At 68.6% G+C, this 18,849-nt stretch carries 16 protein-coding genes; 5 read left to right on the top strand and 11 right to left on the bottom strand.

Annotated elements, in window-relative coordinates; all coding sequences use genetic code 11:
- Window positions 1-38: 38 nt before the first annotated feature.
- From Q8X39_RS14940 to Q8X39_RS14920, 5 genes are all read right to left on the bottom strand, one after another.
- The gene (locus Q8X39_RS14940; RefSeq protein ID WP_305750476.1) at window positions 39-2,288 is read right to left on the bottom strand and encodes a type IV pilus secretin PilQ; all 2,250 of its coding nucleotides are present in this window, start codon (window positions 2,286-2,288) and stop codon (window positions 39-41) included.
- The gene (locus Q8X39_RS14935; RefSeq protein WP_305750602.1) at window positions 2,285-2,785 is read right to left on the bottom strand and encodes a pilus assembly protein PilP; all 501 of its coding nucleotides are present in this window, start codon (window positions 2,783-2,785) and stop codon (window positions 2,285-2,287) included. The genes Q8X39_RS14940 and Q8X39_RS14935 overlap by 4 nt, the downstream gene beginning before the upstream one ends.
- Before the next feature lie 80 nt (window positions 2,786-2,865).
- Window positions 2,866-3,591, bottom strand: a complete 726-nt coding sequence (locus Q8X39_RS14930) for a type IV pilus inner membrane component PilO (RefSeq protein WP_305750475.1) — start codon at window positions 3,589-3,591, stop codon at window positions 2,866-2,868.
- Between the two features lie 13 nt (window positions 3,592-3,604).
- On the bottom strand, window positions 3,605-4,234 hold the full coding sequence (locus Q8X39_RS14925) for a PilN domain-containing protein (RefSeq protein ID WP_305750474.1): 630 nt from the start codon (window positions 4,232-4,234) through the stop codon (window positions 3,605-3,607).
- Window positions 4,231-5,310, bottom strand: coding sequence for a pilus assembly protein PilM (locus Q8X39_RS14920; RefSeq protein WP_305750473.1), 1,080 nt, complete (start codon window positions 5,308-5,310; stop codon window positions 4,231-4,233). The genes Q8X39_RS14925 and Q8X39_RS14920 overlap by 4 nt, the downstream gene beginning before the upstream one ends.
- Before the next feature lie 283 nt (window positions 5,311-5,593).
- Here Q8X39_RS14920 and Q8X39_RS14915 point away from each other — a divergent pair, with 283 nt between their 5' ends.
- Window positions 5,594-7,957 carry a penicillin-binding protein 1A gene (locus Q8X39_RS14915; protein ID WP_407068015.1) on the top strand — a complete coding sequence of 788 codons (2,364 nt, stop codon included), beginning with the start codon at window positions 5,594-5,596 and terminating at the stop codon, window positions 7,955-7,957.
- A gap of 48 nt (window positions 7,958-8,005) precedes the next feature.
- Here Q8X39_RS14915 and cyaY read toward each other — a convergent pair whose 3' ends face one another.
- Window positions 8,006-8,338, bottom strand: coding sequence for an iron donor protein CyaY (gene cyaY, locus Q8X39_RS14910; RefSeq protein WP_305750600.1), 333 nt, complete (start codon window positions 8,336-8,338; stop codon window positions 8,006-8,008).
- A gap of 294 nt (window positions 8,339-8,632) precedes the next feature.
- Between cyaY and lysA the strand changes: the two genes are divergently transcribed.
- Window positions 8,633-9,907: a diaminopimelate decarboxylase gene (gene lysA, locus Q8X39_RS14900; RefSeq protein WP_305750471.1), complete on the top strand. Its 1,275-nt coding sequence runs from the start codon at window positions 8,633-8,635 to the stop codon at window positions 9,905-9,907.
- A gap of 16 nt (window positions 9,908-9,923) precedes the next feature.
- Here lysA and Q8X39_RS14895 read toward each other — a convergent pair whose 3' ends face one another.
- The 3 genes from Q8X39_RS14895 to Q8X39_RS14885 all read right to left on the bottom strand — a co-directional run bounded on the left by Q8X39_RS14895 (window position 9,924) and on the right by Q8X39_RS14885 (window position 13,417).
- Window positions 9,924-10,733, bottom strand: a complete 810-nt coding sequence (locus Q8X39_RS14895; RefSeq protein WP_305750470.1) for a DUF3047 domain-containing protein — start codon at window positions 10,731-10,733, stop codon at window positions 9,924-9,926.
- A gap of 174 nt (window positions 10,734-10,907) precedes the next feature.
- Entirely contained in the window at window positions 10,908-12,155 is a 1,248-nt protein-coding gene (locus Q8X39_RS14890) for a porin (protein WP_305750469.1), read from the bottom strand.
- A 182-nt stretch (window positions 12,156-12,337) separates the two neighbouring features.
- Window positions 12,338-13,417: a porin gene (locus Q8X39_RS14885; protein ID WP_305750468.1), complete on the bottom strand. Its 1,080-nt coding sequence runs from the start codon at window positions 13,415-13,417 to the stop codon at window positions 12,338-12,340.
- Window positions 13,418-13,682: 265 nt separating this feature from the next.
- On the opposite strand from Q8X39_RS14885, the gene coq7 reads away from it, so the two are divergent.
- Complete coding sequence (gene coq7 / locus Q8X39_RS14880; RefSeq protein WP_305750467.1) at window positions 13,683-14,324, top strand: 2-polyprenyl-3-methyl-6-methoxy-1,4-benzoquinone monooxygenase; 642 nt, start codon at window positions 13,683-13,685, stop codon at window positions 14,322-14,324.
- Window positions 14,325-14,336: 12 nt separating this feature from the next.
- Here coq7 and Q8X39_RS14875 read toward each other — a convergent pair whose 3' ends face one another.
- Window positions 14,337-14,762 (bottom strand): OsmC family protein, encoded by a 426-nt coding sequence (locus Q8X39_RS14875; RefSeq protein ID WP_305750466.1) that lies wholly within the window; start codon window positions 14,760-14,762, stop codon window positions 14,337-14,339.
- 554 nt (window positions 14,763-15,316) lie between these two features.
- On the opposite strand from Q8X39_RS14875, the gene ilvA reads away from it, so the two are divergent.
- Together ilvA and Q8X39_RS14865 are read left to right on the top strand one after the other, a co-directional pair.
- On the top strand, window positions 15,317-16,909 hold the full coding sequence (gene ilvA / locus Q8X39_RS14870) for a threonine ammonia-lyase, biosynthetic (RefSeq protein WP_305750465.1): 1,593 nt from the start codon (window positions 15,317-15,319) through the stop codon (window positions 16,907-16,909).
- A 46-nt stretch (window positions 16,910-16,955) separates the two neighbouring features.
- Window positions 16,956-18,050 (top strand): nicotinate-nucleotide--dimethylbenzimidazole phosphoribosyltransferase, encoded by a 1,095-nt coding sequence (locus Q8X39_RS14865; RefSeq protein WP_305750464.1) that lies wholly within the window; start codon window positions 16,956-16,958, stop codon window positions 18,048-18,050.
- Window positions 18,051-18,079: 29 nt separating this feature from the next.
- Here Q8X39_RS14865 and Q8X39_RS14860 read toward each other — a convergent pair whose 3' ends face one another.
- Entirely contained in the window at window positions 18,080-18,685 is a 606-nt protein-coding gene (locus tag Q8X39_RS14860) for a type II secretion system protein N (RefSeq protein ID WP_305750463.1), read from the bottom strand.
- Window positions 18,686-18,849 lie beyond the last annotated feature (164 nt).

The following is an 18,849-nucleotide window of genomic DNA, read 5'->3' as shown; positions in this document are numbered from 1 at the left end:
CTCCCCTGAGATTCTTGTCTTGTCCTTGATCGGACCACTCAGCGCGTCAGCGCCGCATTCCGGTCCGTGATCACCTTGGGCGTCAGGAACACCAGCAGCTCGGTCTTGTTGGCCACCCGCGTCTTGTTGCGGAACAGCGCGCCGAGGTAGGGCAGGTCGCCCAGCAGCGGGACCTTGTTGACCGACTCGGTCTCGGTGGTCTCGAAGATGCCGCCGATCACCACGGTGCCGCCGTTCTCGACCAGCACCTGCGTCTTGACGTGCTTGGTGTTGATCGCGAAGCCGGCCGAGGTCTGCTGGCCCACGCTGTCCTTGTTGACGTCCACGTCCATGATGATGTTGCCCTCGGGCGTGATCTGCGGCGTGACCCCCAGCTTCAGCGTCGCCTTGCGGAAGGCGATCGACGGCGCGGTGTTCTGGTTGCCGCCGGTCTGGTAGGGCAGCTCGGTGCCCTGCTCGATCAGCGCCTTGACCTGGTCGGCCGTGACGACGCGCGGGCTGGACACCAGCTTGCCCTTGCCTTCGGCTTCCAGGGCCGACAGCTCCAGGTTCAGGAAGCGGTTGGACGCCGCGCCGAACAGCGACAGCGCGAAGGTCGCCGCCGAGGCACCGCCCAGCGAACTCGTGTTGGCCGGCAGGTTCACGAACTGCGAATTGGCGTAGAGCGTGCCCGTCGCGGATTGCAGCGTCGTGTCACCGATGGACGAATAGTTGCCGCCAACCGCCACCCGCGTGTTGCCGCCCCAGCCCGGCGTGCCGCCGTTGACCCCGCGCAGGTCGGTCGCGCCGAGCTTGACGCCCAGCGTGCGGCCGAAGGTGTCCTCGGCCTCGACGATGCGCGCCTCGATCATGACCTGGCGCACCGGCACGTCGATCTTGGCGATCAGCTGGCCGACCTCCTCGAGCTTGGACGGGATGTCGGTGACGAACAGCTGGTTGGTGCGGGTCTCGTAGACCACGCTGCCGCGCGGCGACAGGATGCGCGTGACGCCGCCCTGTTGCGCGCTCGAGCTACCGGACTGCTGCCCGGTCAGGCCCTTGGAGACTTCCTCGGACTTGGTGTAGTTGAGCTGGAAGCTCTGCGTGCGCAAGGGCTCCAGGTCAGCGATCTGCTTGCGCGACTCCAGCTCCTGCTTTTCCTTGGCCGCCAGCTCGTCCTTGGGCGCGATCCACAGCACGTTGCCGGTCTTCTTCACGCCCAGGCCCTTAGCCTGCAGGATGATGTCCAGCGCCTGGTCCCAGGGCACGTCCTTCAGGCGCAGCGTGACGTTGCCGGTCACGGTGTCGCTGGTCACGACGTTGAAGTTGGTGAAGTCGGCGATGACCTGCAGCAGCGATCGGACCTCGATGCTCTGGAAGTTCAGCGAGAGCTTGTCGCCGTTGAAGCCGGGACCGGCGGTGAGCTTCTGCGGATCGGGCTTCTGCGGCCGGACCTCCAGCACGAACTGGTTGTCGGTCTGGTAGGCGCTGTGCTCCCAGCTGCCGCGCGGCTCGACCACCAGGCGCACGCGGTCGCCGGTCTGGCTGGCCGAGTAGGCCTGCACCGGGGTGCCGAAGTCGGTCACGTCCAGGCGCTTGATCAGGCTGTCCGGCACGGTCGAACGCAGGAACTCGACGACCAGGTTCTGGCCTTGCTGGCGGATGTCGACGCCGACCTGGTTGCTCGGCAGGTCGACCACGACGCGGCCGGCCCCATCGCGGCCACGGCGGAAGTCGATGTCGCGGATGCGCTCGGGCGTGCTGTTCTGGCTGTCGGCGAAATGGACCGGCTCGTTGGCCTTGGGCGCCGACGTGGCCACCAGCGGAGCGGCCGCGGTGGTCGACGCCAGGTTGGCCGCCAGCGGCACCGGATCGAGCGTCACGACCAGCGTCTTGCCGACCTGTTCGGTGCGGTAGCGGGTCGGCTGGCGCAGGTTCAGCACCAGCCGCGTGCGGTCGCCGGCCAGCGCCAGCGCATACGAGCGCAGGTTGCCGAGGTTGACCTCCTGCGTGGCACGCACCGTGCTGCCGTTGATGACGCCCAGCAGGTCCAGCGCAATGCGGGCCGGCGACTGCAGCACGAAGCCGCGGGGCGGATTGATCAGCGGTTCGTCCAGCTCGATGCGCAGCGTCTCGCTGCCACCTTGCTGGCTGCTGGTGATCGACTGGATCACGGTCTGGGCCTGTGCCGGCGTGGCCGACAGGCCGAGCGCGGTCACTGCCGCGAAGCTGGCGACGAGCCCCGTCAGCAGGGCCCGGCCGCGGGCACGCCACGCGTTGGACCGCGTATGGGTTGCGACGGTACTCATCGACTTCTCTCCTGGGCGCGTTCCTGCAGCGTGAGGGTGCTCATGCGCTCGGTCCACTCGCCGAGCGCGTCCTGCACGATCTCACGCAAGGTGATCTCGGTTTCGGTGATGCGGGTGATGCGGCCGTAGTTCTGGCCGATGTAGTCACCCACCTTGATCTGGTAGAGCAGGTTGTCGGCCCGCAGCAAGGCATAGGGACGGCCACCGCGCACCACGCTGCCGACCATCGACAGGTTGTCCAGCGGATAGGCCTCCAGCGGCTCGCGCCGGCGGTTCATCTCGGCCGCCAGCAGCGAGTTCGGCTGACGCGTCTCCTGCTTGAGCGCGACCTGCAGCTTCTGGTTGCTGAAGGGCTCGACGTCGCGCACGGCCATGTAGGGCTGCGGATCGAACTTGCGCGGCGGCAGCAGTGGCGGCACGCGCGGCTTGGCCTCGCGACGCTGCTGGTCCATCCATTCCTGCAGTTCCTGGTGCGCGTCGCCGCAAGCACTCAGCATCAATGAACAGCCCAGCGCGACCAGCAGGGCGAGACCCGTGCGGCGACCGGTCGCTGCGGTGCCATGAAGGCGTGCGGCCATCACTTGCCTCCCCCGGCCTTCTTGGCGTCGGCGGCGGCCTTGCGGCGCGACTCGACCTCGGCCGGATCGAGGTAGCGGTAGGTCCGCGCCGTCGCCTCCATCGCCAGCTGGCTGTTGCCGGCGCCGGGCGAGGAGGCGGTCGTGGTGCCCGGCTGCGTCGGCGTCATGATGTTCAGGTTGTGCAGCGTGACGATGCGCGACAGGTTCGCGATGTCGGCCGCGAAGGCGCCGATGTCGTGGTAGCGGCCGGTCACGCGCAGCGCGATCGGCAGCTCGGCGTAGTAGTCCTTGACCACGACCTGGCCCGGCCGGAACAGCTCGAACTGCAGGCCGCGACCGAGGCCCGCCTGGTTGATGTCCGACAGCAGCGCGTCCATCTCGGCCTTGCCCGGCAGCTGGCGTTCCAGCTGGGTGACGTATTCCTGGACCTGCAGCTTCTGCTTGCGCAGTTCGTCGAGGTTGATGGCCTGGGCCAGCTTGCCCTTGAACTCGTCCTTGAGCTGCTGCTCGCGGGCACTCTCGGAGGACAGCTCGTCCATCACGCCCGAAAGCATCGCGAACCAGACCAGCACGAGCACGAACAGCGACACGACGACGCCCGCGACGATCTTGGGCAGCGCCGGCCACTGGCCCGGTTCGTTGAAGTTGAGGCCGCGGAACTGCGAGCGGACCTGCGCGAGCGTGCTCTCGAGGTCGAAGTTGAGGTTCTGGCGCGAGGTGGCCATGTCTGTGTCTCCCTCAGGACGCCGAGGCCGCACGGGCCGGCGCCGGGCTGGACTCGCCGGGACGGGGCACCGTCTCCAGGTCCTGCGGCCGCTTGAGGGTCAGCCGCACCGAGAAATCGAACAGGCGCTTCGGGTCGCGCACCGTGCCGGCCTGCGCGGCGGCCTTGATCTCGACCAGCTCCGGACGCTCCAGCCAGGTCGAGTTGTAGGCGGTGTTGCGCAGGAATTCGGACACCCGCTCGTTGGTCTGCGCGATGCCGGTGACGGCGACCGACTGGCCTTCCTGCCGGACCGTGGTCAGGTAGACGCCTTCGGGCGTGCGCGCGGCCAGCTCGTTGAGCAGGTGCACGGGCATGTTGCGGTCGATCTGGAAGTCCTCGACGACCTTCTGGCGCGCCTTCAGCGCCTCGATCTCGGTCTTCAGCGATGCGATGTCCTTGATCTGGACCTCGAGCCGCTTGATCTCGGTCTGCAGGAACTCGTTGCGTGACTGCTGGACCCGCATCATCTCGACCAGCGCCAAGTACCAGACGCCGGCCAGCAGCAGGCCGAACACCGCCGCCACGACCATGCCCGCATAGAAGGCCTGCTTGCGACGACGGCGCCGCTCCTCGCGGTGCGGCAGGAGGTTGATGAGGATCATTGCAGGAACCTCCGCATCGCCAGCCCGCATGCGGTCAGGTAGGCCGGCGACTCGCGCCGCAACTTGGATTCACGCACCGAGCCGCCGAGCTTCATGCCCTCGAAGGGATTGACCACCATCGACGCGAAGCCGGTCAGCTCGGTGACGCGGTCCTTCAGACCGGGCAGCGTGGCGGTGCCGCCCGACAGCATCACGTAGTGGACGCGGTGGTGCGGCGTGCTGGTGAAGAAGTACTGCAGCGCCCGGCCGATCTCCTGCGAGAGGCTGTCGACGAAGGGCGCGAGCAGCGAGCTCTCGTAGTCCTCGGGCAGGTCGCCGGCGAGCTTCTTGGTCTCGGCTTCCTCGAACGACAGGCCGTACTGGCGCGAGATCAGCTGCGTGAGCTGGGCGCCGCCGAAGGCCTGGTCGCGGTCGTAGAGGATCTCGTCGTCGCGCAGCACCTTCAGGCTGGTGGTGTCCGCGCCGATCTCGAACAGCGCGACCAGCGCGTCGCGGCCTTCGTTGGGCAGCGCCGCGACGACCCGGCCGATGGCCATGCGCGAGGCGTTGGACTCGATGTCGAGCACGACCGGCTTGAGGCCGGCGGCCTCGGCCAGGCCCTGGCGGTCCTGCACGCGGTCCTTGCGGGAGGCGGCGATGAGCACCTCGACGTCACCGACCTGGTCGGGGCTCGGGCCGATCACGCAGAAGTCGAGGCTGACCTCGTCGAGCGAGAACGGGATGTACTGGTTCGCCTCGGCCTCGACCTGGATTTCCATCTCCTCCTCGCGCAAGCCGCCGGGAAGGATGATCTTCTTGGTGATCACCGAGGACTGCGGCATCGCCAGCGCCACGTTCTTGGTCTTGGTGCCGCTCTTGAGAACGACGCGACGGACCGCCTCGGCGACCTCGTCGAACTTCTCGATCTGGCCGTCGGTGATCCAGCCCTTCTCGAACGATTCGCTGGCAAAACGTTCGACCACATATTCGCCGGAGGCGGTCTGCCCCAGCTCAACGAGCTTGACGCCTGAAGAGCTGATGTCCAGTCCGATCAGCGACGCATGCTTGCGACCCAAAAGGATGTCGAGAACACTCACGCGCTTCCCCAATGACGGCACATCCACCTGTGGCGGACTGTTAATAACTTACTTCAATGCTAGCAACAAAGTAGTTGACGCACAAAGATTTTTCCGGATTCCGGGTCTCACCTGAGTTGCGCCGTACCGACGAAGCGGAGGCACCCCAAGCAGCGTGCGGATTGTCACGTCCGGACCTGGCAACCGCGCCGGACGAGCGTATCCGGACTCGGTCATTTCAGGTGTTTCCCGCTTCCTATAATCGCGCTCCCCTGCCAGTCGAGCCCCCTTCCGGGGCGCCTCCATGAGCGATTCCTCGCCCGCCTCGTCGCCCGCCTCCGAACCGCCGGCGAGCCCGCGTCGTCACCCGCCCCGCGGACTGCTGCTGCGTGTGCTGGCCTGGACGATCGGCCTGATCGGCGGTGGTGCGCTCGCCGTGGCCATGCTGCTGGGCATCGCGCTGGCCACGGCCTACCCCAACCTGCCCGAGATCCGCAGCCTGGTCGACTACCGGCCCAAGCTGCCGATGCGGATCTACTCGGTCGAAGGCACGCTGCTGGGCGAGTTCGGCGAGGAGCGCCGCAGCTACCTGACGATCGACGAGATCCCCAAGGTGATGCAGGACGCGGTGCTGGCCATCGAGGACTCGCGCTTCTACGAGCACGGCGGCATCGACTGGCGCGGCGCGCTGCGGGCGGCGATCGGCAACCTGCGCGAGGTCCGCAGCCAGGGCGCCTCGACCATCACGATGCAGGTCGCGCGCAACTTCTACCTGTCGACCGAGAAGACGCTGACGCGCAAGATCTACGAGATCCTGCTGTCCTTCAAGATCGAGGCGGCGCTCAGCAAGCGCCAGATCCTCGAGGTCTACATGAACCAGATCTACCTGGGACACCGCGCCTACGGCTTCGCGGCGGCCAGCGAGATCTACTTCGGCAAGCCGCTCAAGGACGTGACGATCGCCGAGGCGGCGATGCTGGCCGGCCTGCCCAAGGCGCCCTCGGCCTACAACCCGCTGAGCAACCGCCAGCGCGCCGAGCAGCGTCAGCGCTACATCATCGAGCGCATGCGCGAGAACGGCTACATCAGCGACGCGCAGCGTGAACAGGCCCTGGCCCAGGCGCTGCGCTACCGCGCCCCGCGCGACGACGCCACGCATGCCGAGTACGTCACCGAGGCGGCCCGCCAGCTGGTCCACGCCCAGTACGGTGACGACGCCTACACCCGCGGACTGAACGTCTACCTGTCGATCCGGGCCGGTGACCAGAACGCGGCCTACAAGGCGCTGCGCCGGACCATCCTCGACTTCGAGCGCCGCAAGGCCTACCGCGGCCCGGAGGGCACGATCGACCTGCCGGCCGACAAGCGCGTGCTCGACACCCGCGTGGCCGAGGCCCTGGAAGACCATCCCGACAACGACGACCTGCGCGCCGCCGTGGTGACCGAGGCGAGCCCGAAGAAGGTCGTCGCGATGCTGCAGACCGGCGACGCCATCGAGATCACCGGCGAAGGCCTGCGCAACGTCTCCAGCGCGCTCGGCAGCAACGCGCAGCCGCAGGTGCAGATCCGGCCCGGTGCGGTGATCCGGGTCATGCAGGACGCCAGGAAGGCCTGGTCGATCGGCCAGTTGCCGCAGGTCGAAGGCGCCTTCGTCTCGGTCGACCCGAACACGGGCGAGATCCGCGCGATGGTCGGCGGCTTCGACTACCTCAAGAACAAGTTCAACCACGTCACGCAGGCCTGGCGACAGCCCGGCTCCAGCTTCAAGCCCTTCATCTACTCGGCGGCGCTGGAGAAGGGCATCGGCCCGTCGACCATCGTGGACGACGCGCCGCTGTTCTTCGGCGCCGACGCCACCGGCAGCCAGCCCTGGGAGCCGAAGAACTACGACGGCACCTTCGAAGGTCCGCTGCCGCTGCGCAAGGCCCTGGCCAAGTCCAAGAACATGGTCTCGATCCGGGTGCTGCAGCACATCGGTCCGGACTATGCGCAACAGTGGATCGGCCGCTTCGGCTTCGAGGCCGACAAGCACCCGGCCTACCTGACGATGGCGCTGGGCTCGGGCACCGTCACGCCGCTGCAGATGGCCACGGGTTACTCGGTCTTCGCCAACGGCGGCTACCGGGTCGCGCCCATGCTGATCAACCGCATCACCGACGCGCGCGGCAAGGTCCTGAGCCAGACCCAGCCGGTGCCGCTGGACGAATCGATGCGCGCCATCGACGCCCGCAATGCCTTCATGATGAGCAGCCTGCTGCAGGAGGTCACGCGCAGCGGCACGGCGGCGCGGGCCCAGGCCACGCTCAAGCGAGCCGACCTGTACGGCAAGACCGGCACGACCAACGATTCCAACGATGCCTGGTTCGCGGGCTACCAGCCGGGCCTGGTGGCGGTGGTCTGGATCGGCTACGACCAGCCGCGCAAGCTCGGTGACCGCGAGACCGGTGGCGGCCTGGCGCTACCGGCCTGGATCGACTACATGTCCTACGCGCTGCGCAACGTGCCGGTCAACGAGATCGCGCCGGTGCCCGGCCTGGTCCAGTTCAATGGCGACTGGGCCTACGAAGAGAACGGCGCCACGGTCAGCCGGATCGAGGACAACCCGAACAGCGCCGCCCCGGCCGCCTCCGAAGAGCGCCGCAGCATCCTGGACCTGTTCAGGAATTGAGCTCCGGGGGCCGTCGGCCTGGGGCGGCCCGGCTCCGCCCCGTACGGCTCAGGCCGGCTCGAAGCGCAGCGCCTTGCCGGCCTGCGCGCTGGCCTGGATCGACAGCAGCTCGAAGAATTCGGCGCCGCTGCGGGTGTCGAGCCAGCGGCCGTCGACGTGGCGGAAGTGGTAGCCGCCGGCACGTGCCGCCAGCCAGATTTCCTGCAGCGGCGGCTGCGTGTTGATGATCAGCTTGCTGCCGCCCGGCATGCTGAGTTCGAGCAGGCCACCGGTGCGGTGCGCATCGATGTCGACCACGTCCTCGTCCAGCCAGCGATCGACGCAGCCCTCGATCGCCGCGAGCACCGCGCCCGATCGGCTGCGGTAGTCGGCATCGCTCAGTGGCGTGGCGGCGGGGACGGTCAGCAGGGTCATGGTCGGTAGAATTCCGGTGATGTTTTCAAGACGTCAAACGAGTTTAGCGCCGGGGTTCCGGGGCTGGACTCAGCCCTCGAGGCTGACCCTCGCCGTCGTGCTGTCGTTGCCCGTGACGTGCCTGTCGCTGCTCGCGGGCTGCGGCCAGAAAGGCCCCCTGCAGCGGCCAGCCGACGTCACGGCGGCATCGGCCGCATCGGCAGCCGCCGCCTCGGCGCCCGCCGCCGCCCCCACCCGCTCCTCCGCTCCCCGCTCCGCACCATGACCCTCCCCGGCGCCCCCTACCTGTCCCGTCGCGACGGCCGACTGCAGCTCGAGGACGTCGCGCTCGACGCCCTCGCCCGCGAGTTCGGCACGCCGCTGTACGTCTATTCGCAGGCCGCGATGCTGGGCGCGCTGGCCAGCTACCAGCGCGGCCTGGCGGGTCGCCCGCACCTGGTCTGCTACGCGATGAAGGCCAACGCCAACCTGGCCGTGCTGCAAACCTTCGCACGCGCCGGATGCGGCTTCGACATCGTCTCCGGCGGCGAGCTGCAGCGCGTGATCGCGGCCGGTGGCGACGTCGGCAAGGTCGTGTTCTCGGGCGTCGGCAAGACCCGCGCCGAGATGAAGCTGGCGCTCGAAGCCGGCGTGCGCTGCTTCAACGTCGAGAGCGAGCCCGAGCTGGACGCGCTGTCGGAGGTGGCCGTCTCGCTGGGCCGCGTCGCACCGGTCAGCTTGCGCGTCAACCCGGACGTCGACGCCGGCACCCATCCCTACATCTCCACCGGCCTGAAGGGCAACAAGTTCGGCATCGCGCACCAGAGCGCGGTCGAGGTCTACCGCCACGCCGCCTCGCTACCGGGCCTGGCGGTGCGCGGCATCGACTGCCACATCGGCTCGCAGCTGACGGAGGTCGCGCCTTTCCTGGATGCGCTCGACCGCGTGCTGGACCTGGTCGAGGCGATCGAGGCCGCCGGCATCCCCATCCACCACCTGGACCTCGGTGGTGGCCTGGGCATCACCTACACCGACGAGACGCCACCGGCTGCCGATGCGCTGCTGGCCGCGCTGCTGGCGCGCATCGACGCACGCGGCCACGGCCATCGCGAGCTGGTGTTCGAACCGGGCCGTTCGCTGGTCGGCAATGCCGGCGTGCTGCTGACCGAGGTGCTGTACCTCAAGCCCGGCGAGACCAAGAACTTCTGCATCGTCGACGCCGCCATGAATGACCTGATGCGTCCGGCCATGTACGAGGCCTGGATGGGCATCGTGCCCTGCGTCGAGCGGGCCGACACCGAGGCGACGACCTGGGACGTCGTCGGGCCGGTGTGCGAATCGGGCGACTGGCTGGGCCGCGACCGCGCGCTGGCGGTTCAGCCGGGCGACACGCTGGCGATCGTCTCGGCCGGCGCCTACGGCATGTCGATGGCGAGCAACTACAACACCCGCGGCCGCGCCGCCGAGGTGCTGGTGCGTGGCGCGCGTGCCGATCTGGTCCGCGAACGCGAGACCGCCGTGCAGCAGTTCGCCGGCGAGCGCCTGCTGCGGGACTGACGGCCCGCCAGGCTCGTCAGAACAGCGGCCGGCCGTCCGCGCCGGTCAGCCGGATCGGGCCATAGAAGGCCTCGCTGCGGCTCTGCGTGTTGTCGGCGTCGGTCATGATGGCCACGCCGATCAGGGCACCCGGCTCCTCGCCATAGAGGCGGCGGAAGTCGGCGGCGACGTCGCGCTGGTAGTCCAGCCAGCGGCTCAGGCGCGACGGGCCGGACTCCAGCACCAGCTTGCGCACGCGGTCGGTGCGGGCGGCGTGGATCACGCTGTCGACCGGCGCACGGTTGTCCCACACGTACATCAGCGTCGCATAGGGTGGGCGCTCGCCGGTCAGGGTCTCGGCCAGCTCGAACAGCATGCGGTCGCGCATGCCCAGACGGGCATGGTCGCCGTCGAAGGCCAGCACGATGCGCACCGGCGCGTCCTCGGCATCGCGGTCGCTCAGGTCGGCCTCCGGGATCAGGCCCGGCACCTTCCAGCTGAAGCGCAGTTGGCCCAGTTCGGCCGGTGCGATGTGGACCTTGCGCCGCCACATGCTGGCCGACCGGTCGGCCGCCGCATGAACGCAGGCCCGGCCGGCGTCGCTGGCGGGGCTGTAGTTCGTGTGACGCTTGCCGGGCAGCGGCACGCCCTGCCAGTCCGGACCGAAGCCGGCGGCCCACGCGGCACCGTCGGTCGGCGTCGACACGCCGGACGTGACCGGCACGCCCAGCGCACCCGGCGAGCCCGGCGTGACCGCACAACCCGCCAGCAGCGTGGCCGCGAAGACAGCGAGCCAGCTGCGTCGCGAGAGGCCAGGGACGGACAGGTCAGAGCGGTTCGGGCGCATGGACGGGAGCGTTCGGTGCAGATCGGTTCGGGAGACAGCGGGCGCGAGCATCGGGCCGGCAGCGTGCACTCGCCAACGGGGCAGAACCCGCAATCGTCGACAGCCGGCCACAAAAAAGGGCCGCACGCGGCGGCCCTGGTTCAGGCAGCGGTCAGCGACCGCCGGAACGCGGGATCAGAAGCGGTGGCGCAGGCCGACCGCGACGTTGTTCGAGTCCGTGCCGGCCGTCTTCGTGAATCCGCCGAGAAAGCCCGCGCCACCCGGAGCGGCTTGCGCCAGCGGGTTGTTGTTGAAGCGGGTCAGCACCAGGTTCACGTCGGTCCGCTTGGACAGCGCATACGTCCAGGCGACGCCGAAGGAGGTCGTGTCGGCGTCGAAGGTCGTCCGGTCGTCGTACTTGGAGACCGCGACCGTCGAGGTCAGTTGGCCGACGGTCAGGGTGTAGCCGAGGTTGTAGACGCGCGAGTCCTGCTTCAGCGCGGTCGCGAACGCGCCCTGCACCACCGCGGCCTGACCCGCCGTTGCGCCACCCGCGATGAGCGCCGTCGGGATCGCCGACAGGCCGGTCGGGTGGTCGTCCTTGACCGATCCGACCATGCCCGACAGCGTGCCCGGTCCGGCCGCCAGCGTCGCGCCGAACACGGCCGACTTCAGGCTGGATTCGCCCAGCTCGTTGTTGCGGGTGTTGTAGCCGGCTCCGACCGACCAGCCCCCCGCCTTGTAGATCGCGTTGATCGCCTTGAGTCGGTTGGCGTTCGACGGCGAGGCGCCGTCGAAGGTCATCATCGCCGCAGCCGACAGGCCGTCGAGCTGGATGCGGTAGGCCAAGGCGTTGTCGACGCGGATGTCGATCGTCGGCGGGAAGGCACTGACCTGGCCGGCCGACAGGCTGGACTGGGTCTTGGTCGCGTCGAAAGTCGCGAAGACCTCGTAGGCCGGGGTGTACTGGCGGCCGGCCAGGATGCCGCCGACCGGCGTCACCAGGCCGACATAGGCCTGACGGTCCCAGAACCCGTTGCGGAGGTTGACGCCGACCTGGCTGCCGATGGTGCTGGCCACGCCGCTGACGGCGGTCTGCAACGCGCCCGGCAGGCCCAGCGACGCTGCAGCGCTGAGGCGGTCCGGCAGCTGCGAGCCCGATTGCGGCCGGTTGCCCACGGTGCCGTTGTTCACCTCGAGCCGGTTCTCAAGCACGAACAGTGCGCGCCAGCCGCCACCCATGTCCTCGTTGCCGCGCACGCCCAGGCGCGAGCCATCCATGATGCCGCTGACCAGGCGCGTGCTCGCGCCCTGGGTCCCGCTGACGTAGTTCAGGCCCGCATCGACCAGGCCATACAGCTCCAGCGTCGACGTCGACGTCTGGGCCATCGCGGCACCACAGGCGCTGGCCAGCGCGGTCAGGGCGAGGATCTTCTTCTGCATCCGAGTCTCCGAGGGTTGAATAGAACGACCGTTCTATTTTGTCCAAGGCCAGCGCGATTGGGGGCCCCGCGTTGCCGGTCGGACACGCAGGCTTTCCCTAGCGACACGACCGGACATGAAAAAGCCGCCCCGAGGGGCGGCTTCCAGTTCAGCTCAGGCTGAGGTCGTGATCGACGGGTTGATCAGAACTTGTGCCAGATGCCCACGTCAGCGGACAGCTTCTTGCCGTTGACAGCCGTGGTCGTCTGGGCAGTCGACAGCGTCGTAGCGGAAGTGTTCGCAACTTCACCGTCCGAACCACTCACCTTGCTCAGGTTGGTATACAGCTTGGTACGCGGCGACAGGGCGTACTCAAGACCAGCGCCAACCTTCTTGTTGGTGCCAGCGATGTCGGCACGATCCATCTGGCGATAGCCGACCTTGAAAGTAATCGCGCCGACCGGGACGTCCGCGCTCACCGAGAAGCGCTTGTCCTTGTCGGTGTTCGTGCCCGTGGCCGTTGCATTGGTGTCACTGCGCTCGAACTGAGCGTAGACGATGGCCACGCCAGCGTTGTACTTGCCGTACAGACCGACCGACTTCTTGTTGTTGCCGTTGGTGTCGGTGGCAGCACCCAGAGTCGCGGGACCGAAGGTGAAGGTTGCGCCGAAGCCCTTCGGAGCCACGGTATCGTCTTGGGTGGTGTTGGGCGAAGCCGTCGGCGACACTTCCTTGCGGCCGTAGCCAGCGTGCAGGACCACGCCGCCGAAGTTGGCGCTGCGCAGATAGGTGCCCTGGTTGGTACGCAGGCCTGAGGTGGCAGCGTTGGCCGAACGACCGTCCGTGTGCACGGCGGCAACAGTGTCTCCACCGTACCAAGCCTCGAAACCACCGTTCAGTTCTTGCAGGGGCATCAGCATGCGGCCGACGCGAACGTCACCAACGTTGGTGTTCTTGAAACCAACGAACGTGTTACGCCAGAACTGGGCAGCCGGGTCACCCGAGTTGCCGTCTTGCGACGTGTTGTTCGCGCCGTTCTGGGTGCCGTTCTGGATGTTGTAGCGGTGGTTCAACGTGAAGAACACGTTGTTGCCATTGCCCAGGTCTTCCGTGCCCGAGAACGTGATGTTGTTACGCGAAGAAGCTGCGCCACCCACGCTGGTGGCATTCGCCGTACGACGCAGACCAGCGTCCAGGCCGCCCGACAGGGTCACCGACGACTGAGCCGAAGCCACACCAGCGAATGCGCTCAGGACGGCGAGAGCGATCAGGGACTTTTTCATCAAGAATCTCCTAGGGGGACAGGATTGAGGAACCGCGAGCGAGGAGGTCTGGAACTGCTTTACCGTCCGCCGCTTCGGCCAACCTCCGTGTTGGAAGTTGTCATGATTCCAACAGACGCCCGAAGTCCTTGCCAAGACGTACTACCCACAAGAAGGGCGTTGCGTTGTCCGACCGCAACATTCGATTTCATCACGCTGCGGGCGCCGCCAGATGGCGGCACACGCAAGATGACGCTCTGATGTAACCCGCCGCATAAAGTTATTCATGATGCAAACAAGAGACACCCTGGATCGCGTGCTGGGCACGGTCGACATCGGACTGCGCACAGTGTGGGGTCATCACCACGCTCAACGACCCCGGCCGCAGGTGGACGGTGTGGATGACGCGCCGATGACCGAGACCGAGCGAGCGCTGGCCGGTGCGCTGATGCGCGTGAACCACGTCGGCGAAGTCTGCGCGCAGGCGCTCTACAACGCCCAGGCCCTGGCGACGCCGGATCCGGGCTTGCGTGCCCACTTCGATGCCGCCGCAGCCGACGAGGTCGACCACCTGGCCTGGACCGAGCAACGCCTGCGCGAGCTGGGCACGCGGCCCTCGGTGCTGAACCCGCTCTGGTACGCCGGTGCCTTCGCGATCGGGCTGGCCGCCGGACGCATGGGTCGTCGCGCCAGCCTGGGTTTCGTCATCGAGACCGAACGCCAGGTCGAACAGCACCTGCAGAGCCACCTGGACCGGCTGCCGGCGCAGGACCGCAGCTCGCGGGCCATCGTCACGCAGATGCGCGACGACGAAGCCCGTCACGCCATCGAGGCGCAGGACGCTGGCGGCCTGCCGCCGCCGCCGCCAGTGCGCTGGCTGATGCGTGCGGCCGCCAAGGTCATGACGACCGCCGCCCACCGCATCTGAGCGGCCGGGCCGTCAGGCCTCGTTCACGACCTCGACCTTGACCTCGATCTCGGCGGTCTTGGCCAGCATCGCGGTGGCCGAGCAGTACTTGTCGTGCGACATCTGCACCGCGCGCTGCACGGCGACCTCTGGCAGGCCCTTGCCGGTGACGATGAAGGTCATCACGATGCGGGTGAAAACCTTGGGGTCGACCTCGGCGCGGTCGGCCTGGACCTGGACCTTGCAGCCGCTGATGGCGTGGCGTCCGCGCTTGAGGATCAGCACCACGTCATAGGCGGCGCAGGCACCGGCGCCGGCCAGCAGCGTCTCCATCGGCCGAGGCGCGAGGTTGCGGCCACCGCCCTCGGGCGCGCCGTCCATCGTCAGCAGGTGTCCGCTGCCGGTTTCTGCGGAGAAGGCCATGCCGTTGGACGGCATCCAGTTGATCGTGCATTCCATGGTGGTCGATCGGCGCCGACGCGCCGCGCTGCGGTTGAGGCGAGGTATCCGGAACCGGTGTCGCGGGCCCGTGCCCCTCGCCGAGTCGCGGATTGTGACCCTGGCGCCCCACGCAGCACTAACCCAAGCAGGCAGACCGTGCGGGACGTCATGCCTTGTGCGTCGAACTGGCAGGGGAATTCATGCGTGTACGTTGCATTGCAACATGGCGCACGCATAGAATCATCCTCAAGGAAACCGAGCGGTCAGCCACCAAAAGTCAATCAAGTGCTGCCCGCATGTCGGGTGATTTCCACAAGTTGTCTCCTCCACCCTCCTCAAAAGGTGGATTAAGCCCAAGGCCTCCGGTCTTGGGCTTTTTTTCTGCCCGAGCAGGGAAGGCCAGCGGCCCCGCGCGGGGCCGCGTGCGCGGGGGATGCCCGGGGGGGCTCACTTATGATCGACGCCCCTTCCGACCCGCCTTCCCGACCATGCCTTCCGCGCGCAAGACCCCCGCCTCGCCCTCCCTTCCGGCTGCTGCCGGCAAGTCCATCGGGAAGGCGAAGGGCGAGTCGATGGCACGGACCGCCGCGAAGACCAAGGGCAAGGCGCCCGCCAAGGTCAGCCCCGCCAAGGCACAGGCCGCCAAGCTCGCGCTGGCCAGCAGCTACCTGCAGCGCATCCTGAACGCCAAGGTCTACGACGTCGCTCACGAAACCGAGCTGATGCCGGCGCAGAACCTGTCGGCGCGGCTGGGCAACCGGGTGCTGCTCAAGCGCGAGGACAACCAGCCGGTCTTCAGCTTCAAGCTGCGCGGCGCCTACAACAAGATGGCCCACCTGACGCCCGGGCAGCTCGCCCGCGGCGTGATCTGCGCCTCGGCCGGCAACCACGCCCAGGGCGTCGCACTGGGCGGCCAGCGGCTGGGCTGCCGGGCCGTCATCGTGATGCCGACGACCACGCCGGCGGTCAAGGTCGACGCGGTGCGCGCCCGGGGTGGCGAGGTGCTGCTGCACGGCGAGAGCTATTCCGACGCCTACGAGCACGCACTCGGCGTCGCCCGCGACCAGGGCCTGACCTTCGTCCACCCCTTCGACGATCCGGACGTGATCGCCGGCCAGGGCACCATCGGCATGGAGATCCTTCGACAGCACCAGGGCCCCATCCACGCGGTCTTCGTGGCGATCGGCGGCGGCGGCCTGATCTCGGGCGTGGCGGCCTACCTCAAGGCGGTCCGCCCGGAGATCCGGGTGATCGGCGTGCAGACCCACGACTCGGACGCGATGGCGCGTTCGGTCGAGGCCGGCAAGCGCGTGCGGCTGCACGACGTCGGACTGTTCTCGGACGGCACCGCCGTCAAGCAGGTCGGCGAGGAGACCTTCCGCATCGCCCGCGTGCTGGTCGACGAGTTCATCCGCGTCGACACCGACGCGGTCTGCGCGGCCATGAAGGATGTCTTCCAGGACACCCGCTCGGTGCTGGAGCCGTCCGGCGCGCTGGGCGTGGCGGCAATCAAGCAGTACGTCGAGCGCACCGGCATCCGCGACGAGACGCTGGTGGCCATCACCTGCGGCGCGAACATGAACTTCGACCGCCTGCGCTTCGTGGCCGAGCGGGCCGAGTTCGGCGAGGCCCGCGAGGCCCTGTTCGCCGTCACGATCCCCGAGGAGCGCGGCTCCTTCAAGCGCTTCTGCGAGCTGATCGGCCCGCGCAGCGTGACCGAGTTCAACTACCGCATCTCGGACGCCAGCCAGGCCCACATCTTCGTCGGCCTGAGCCTGAGCAAGCCCGGCGAGTCGGCCGAGATCGCCGATCTCTTCGCGCGCAACGGCTTCCGCGCCATCGACCTGAGCCACGACGAGCTGGCCGCCGACCACATCCGCCACCTGGTGGGCGGGCACTCGCCGCTGGCGGCCGACGAGCGGCTGTTCCGCTTCGTCTTCCCGGAGCGTCCGGGCGCGCTGATGCGCTTCCTGTCGAGCATGCACCCGGGCTGGAACATCAGCCTGTTCCACTACCGCAACCAGGGTGCCGACTACGGCCGCATCCTGGTGGGCATCCAGGTTCCGAAGTCGGACCGGACAAAGTTCCGCCAATTCCTGGACACGCTGGCCTACCCCTGTGTCGAGGAAACCGACAACCCGGTGTACCGTCTTTTCCTGCGCTGACCCGCGCCCAGGCCGACGCTCCCCGGCCGCCGACCCGAGACGACCCATGTTCACCGAGACCCCGCCGCTGGTGGCGCCCACCCTGCGCCCGTCGCTGGAACAGGCGCTGCAGCTCAAGCTGCAGCGCCGCGCCGCACTGGGCGGTCACATGGGCGAACTCGAACCCCTGGCGGTCCGGCTCGGGCTGATCCAGAACGCGCTGCGGCCGCGCCTGCGCCAGCCGCAGCTGCTGGTCTTCGCGGGGGATCACGGGCTGGCGGTGGACGTGTCCTCGCCGCAGCACCGCAGCACGGTCCAGACGGTCGAGGACATCGTCAACAGCCGCGTCCCGCTGCCGGTGCTGGCCCATCGCCAGGGCCTGACGCTCAACGTGGTCGACTGCGGCCTGACCACGCCGCTGCGGGTCCAGCCCGGCGTGATGGCCCGCAAGATCGCGCACGGCACGCGCAACTGCCGCGTCGCCCAGGCGATGACGCTGGACCAGCTGAATTCGGCCATACGCGCTGGCATGGAGATCACCGACGCGCTGCCCGGCAACGTGCTGGGCTGTGCCGGCATCGGCGTCGGCGCGGTCGAGGCGGCGGGGCTGGTCATCTCGCGCATCACCGGGATGCAGCTGCGCACCATCCTCAACGCCGGCGACCGCATGCCGTCGATGACGCTGGAGCACCTGATGGTGGTGCTGCAGGCGGCCCAGAACCGCCACGGTGCGGTCGAGGACCCGGTCGAGGTGCTGGCAGCCTTCGGCGGTTTCGAGACCGCGATGATGGTCGGCGCGCTGCTCAAGGCGGCCGAGAAGCGCCACCTGATCCTGATCGACGGCATCGTCGCCTGCGCGGCGCTGATCGTGGCCTCGCACATCGCCGGCCCGGTGGCCGACTACTGCGTGTTCTGCCGCAGCACCGACCACGCCGGGCTCGACGCGGTCCTGGGCGGCTTCAAGAGCACGGCCCTGCTGACGCTCGGCATGGACAGCCTGGACGGCACCGGCATCGCGGTGAGCTGGCCACTGGTGGCCAGCGCGGCGTCGATGCTGTCGGACGTGGCCGACGGCCCCGAGCCGATCACGCTGAACGACGAGCCGGCCGACGCGGTGCTGAACGCGGCCGTGCGCGAGTTCATCCACCTGCCCGAACGCTGAGGCGCGCCGGCCCGTCCTCCCGCCCGCGATCAGCGGACGACGACCGGCGGCGGAGGGGGCGGCTGGCCTTCGAGGCCCGGCTGGACCACCGAACCATCCGGCGCCAGCACGACCGGCGGCGGGACCGGGACACCGGGCGCGACCAGGGCCGGCGAGGGCTGCGGCGTCGACAAGGTGCCGGCCGGGCCGAGCGTGCCGGTCGCGGCAGCGGCGGGCAACGGCAGGTCCAGCACGGCCACCGGTGGCTGACCCGTCGGTCCGATCTCGACCTGGCGCTGGCTCACCGTCTGAACCACCCATTCGTCCGTCACGGCCGCACCGACCGGGATCATGCGGGCTGGCTGACCATCGACCGCCAGCAGGGCCCAGCCACGCGCCGTGTCACCGGCACCGGCCACGACACCCAGCAGGCGGAGTCGGCTGGCGGCGGCGACCTGCTGCGGTGCCGGAGCGGCGCCGGGACCGGACGGATTTGCAAACAATCGCAAGATGTCGCCACGCGCCGACTGGTCCGCGCCCACGGTCTGGACCTGCGCAGGCACGCCCTGCGGCTGCACGCCCAGGCGCAAACCCCAGAACACCAGACTGCCCGCGAGGGCCGCCCAGACCAGCCAAGCTGTCGAACGTGCTGCCATGATCCGACCATTATGATGGACGGCTCCCTGCCTGGGAGGGGCGCCACGGTGAGCAACCGTGAGCACCGGCCGACCCGTCCGACCACGGCCGCCGACCTCCTGCCGACTTCCTGCCGGCCTGCCCGACGATGGACCACAAGACCGCCCCGATGACTGCCCTGTCC

Origin of the sequence: Leptothrix discophora (assembly GCF_030705305.1) — a bacterium.
GTDB classification, from domain to species: domain Bacteria; phylum Pseudomonadota; class Gammaproteobacteria; order Burkholderiales; family Burkholderiaceae_C; genus Sphaerotilus; species Sphaerotilus discophorus.
The sequence above is the reverse complement of the archived record's forward strand: the minus strand, read 5'-3'. Positions and strand labels throughout refer to the sequence as shown.

Excerpts from the sequence above, each read along its gene's own strand:
- ilvA (WP_305750465.1), top strand. The coding sequence starts at position 15,317 with ATGGCACGGACCGCCGCGAAGACCAAGGGCAAGGCGCCCGCCAAGGTC.
- Q8X39_RS14915 (WP_407068015.1), top strand. The coding sequence starts at position 5,594 with ATGAGCGATTCCTCGCCCGCCTCGTCGCCCGCCTCCGAACCGCCGGCG.
- lysA (WP_305750471.1), top strand. The coding sequence starts at position 8,633 with ATGACCCTCCCCGGCGCCCCCTACCTGTCCCGTCGCGACGGCCGACTG.
- Q8X39_RS14930 (WP_305750475.1), bottom strand. The coding sequence starts at position 3,591 with ATGGCCACCTCGCGCCAGAACCTCAACTTCGACCTCGAGAGCACGCTC.
- Q8X39_RS14865 (WP_305750464.1), top strand. The coding sequence starts at position 16,956 with ATGTTCACCGAGACCCCGCCGCTGGTGGCGCCCACCCTGCGCCCGTCG.
- Q8X39_RS14940 (WP_305750476.1), bottom strand. The coding sequence starts at position 2,288 with ATGAGTACCGTCGCAACCCATACGCGGTCCAACGCGTGGCGTGCCCGC.
- Q8X39_RS14890 (WP_305750469.1), bottom strand. The coding sequence starts at position 12,155 with ATGCAGAAGAAGATCCTCGCCCTGACCGCGCTGGCCAGCGCCTGTGGT.
- Q8X39_RS14860 (WP_305750463.1), bottom strand. The coding sequence starts at position 18,685 with ATGGCAGCACGTTCGACAGCTTGGCTGGTCTGGGCGGCCCTCGCGGGC.
- coq7 (WP_305750467.1), top strand. The coding sequence starts at position 13,683 with ATGATGCAAACAAGAGACACCCTGGATCGCGTGCTGGGCACGGTCGAC.
- Q8X39_RS14885 (WP_305750468.1), bottom strand. The coding sequence starts at position 13,417 with ATGAAAAAGTCCCTGATCGCTCTCGCCGTCCTGAGCGCATTCGCTGGT.
- Q8X39_RS14895 (WP_305750470.1), bottom strand. The coding sequence starts at position 10,733 with ATGCGCCCGAACCGCTCTGACCTGTCCGTCCCTGGCCTCTCGCGACGC.
- Q8X39_RS14935 (WP_305750602.1), bottom strand. The coding sequence starts at position 2,785 with ATGCTGAGTGCTTGCGGCGACGCGCACCAGGAACTGCAGGAATGGATG.
- Q8X39_RS14925 (WP_305750474.1), bottom strand. The coding sequence starts at position 4,234 with ATGATCCTCATCAACCTCCTGCCGCACCGCGAGGAGCGGCGCCGTCGT.
- Q8X39_RS14875 (WP_305750466.1), bottom strand. The coding sequence starts at position 14,762 with ATGGAATGCACGATCAACTGGATGCCGTCCAACGGCATGGCCTTCTCC.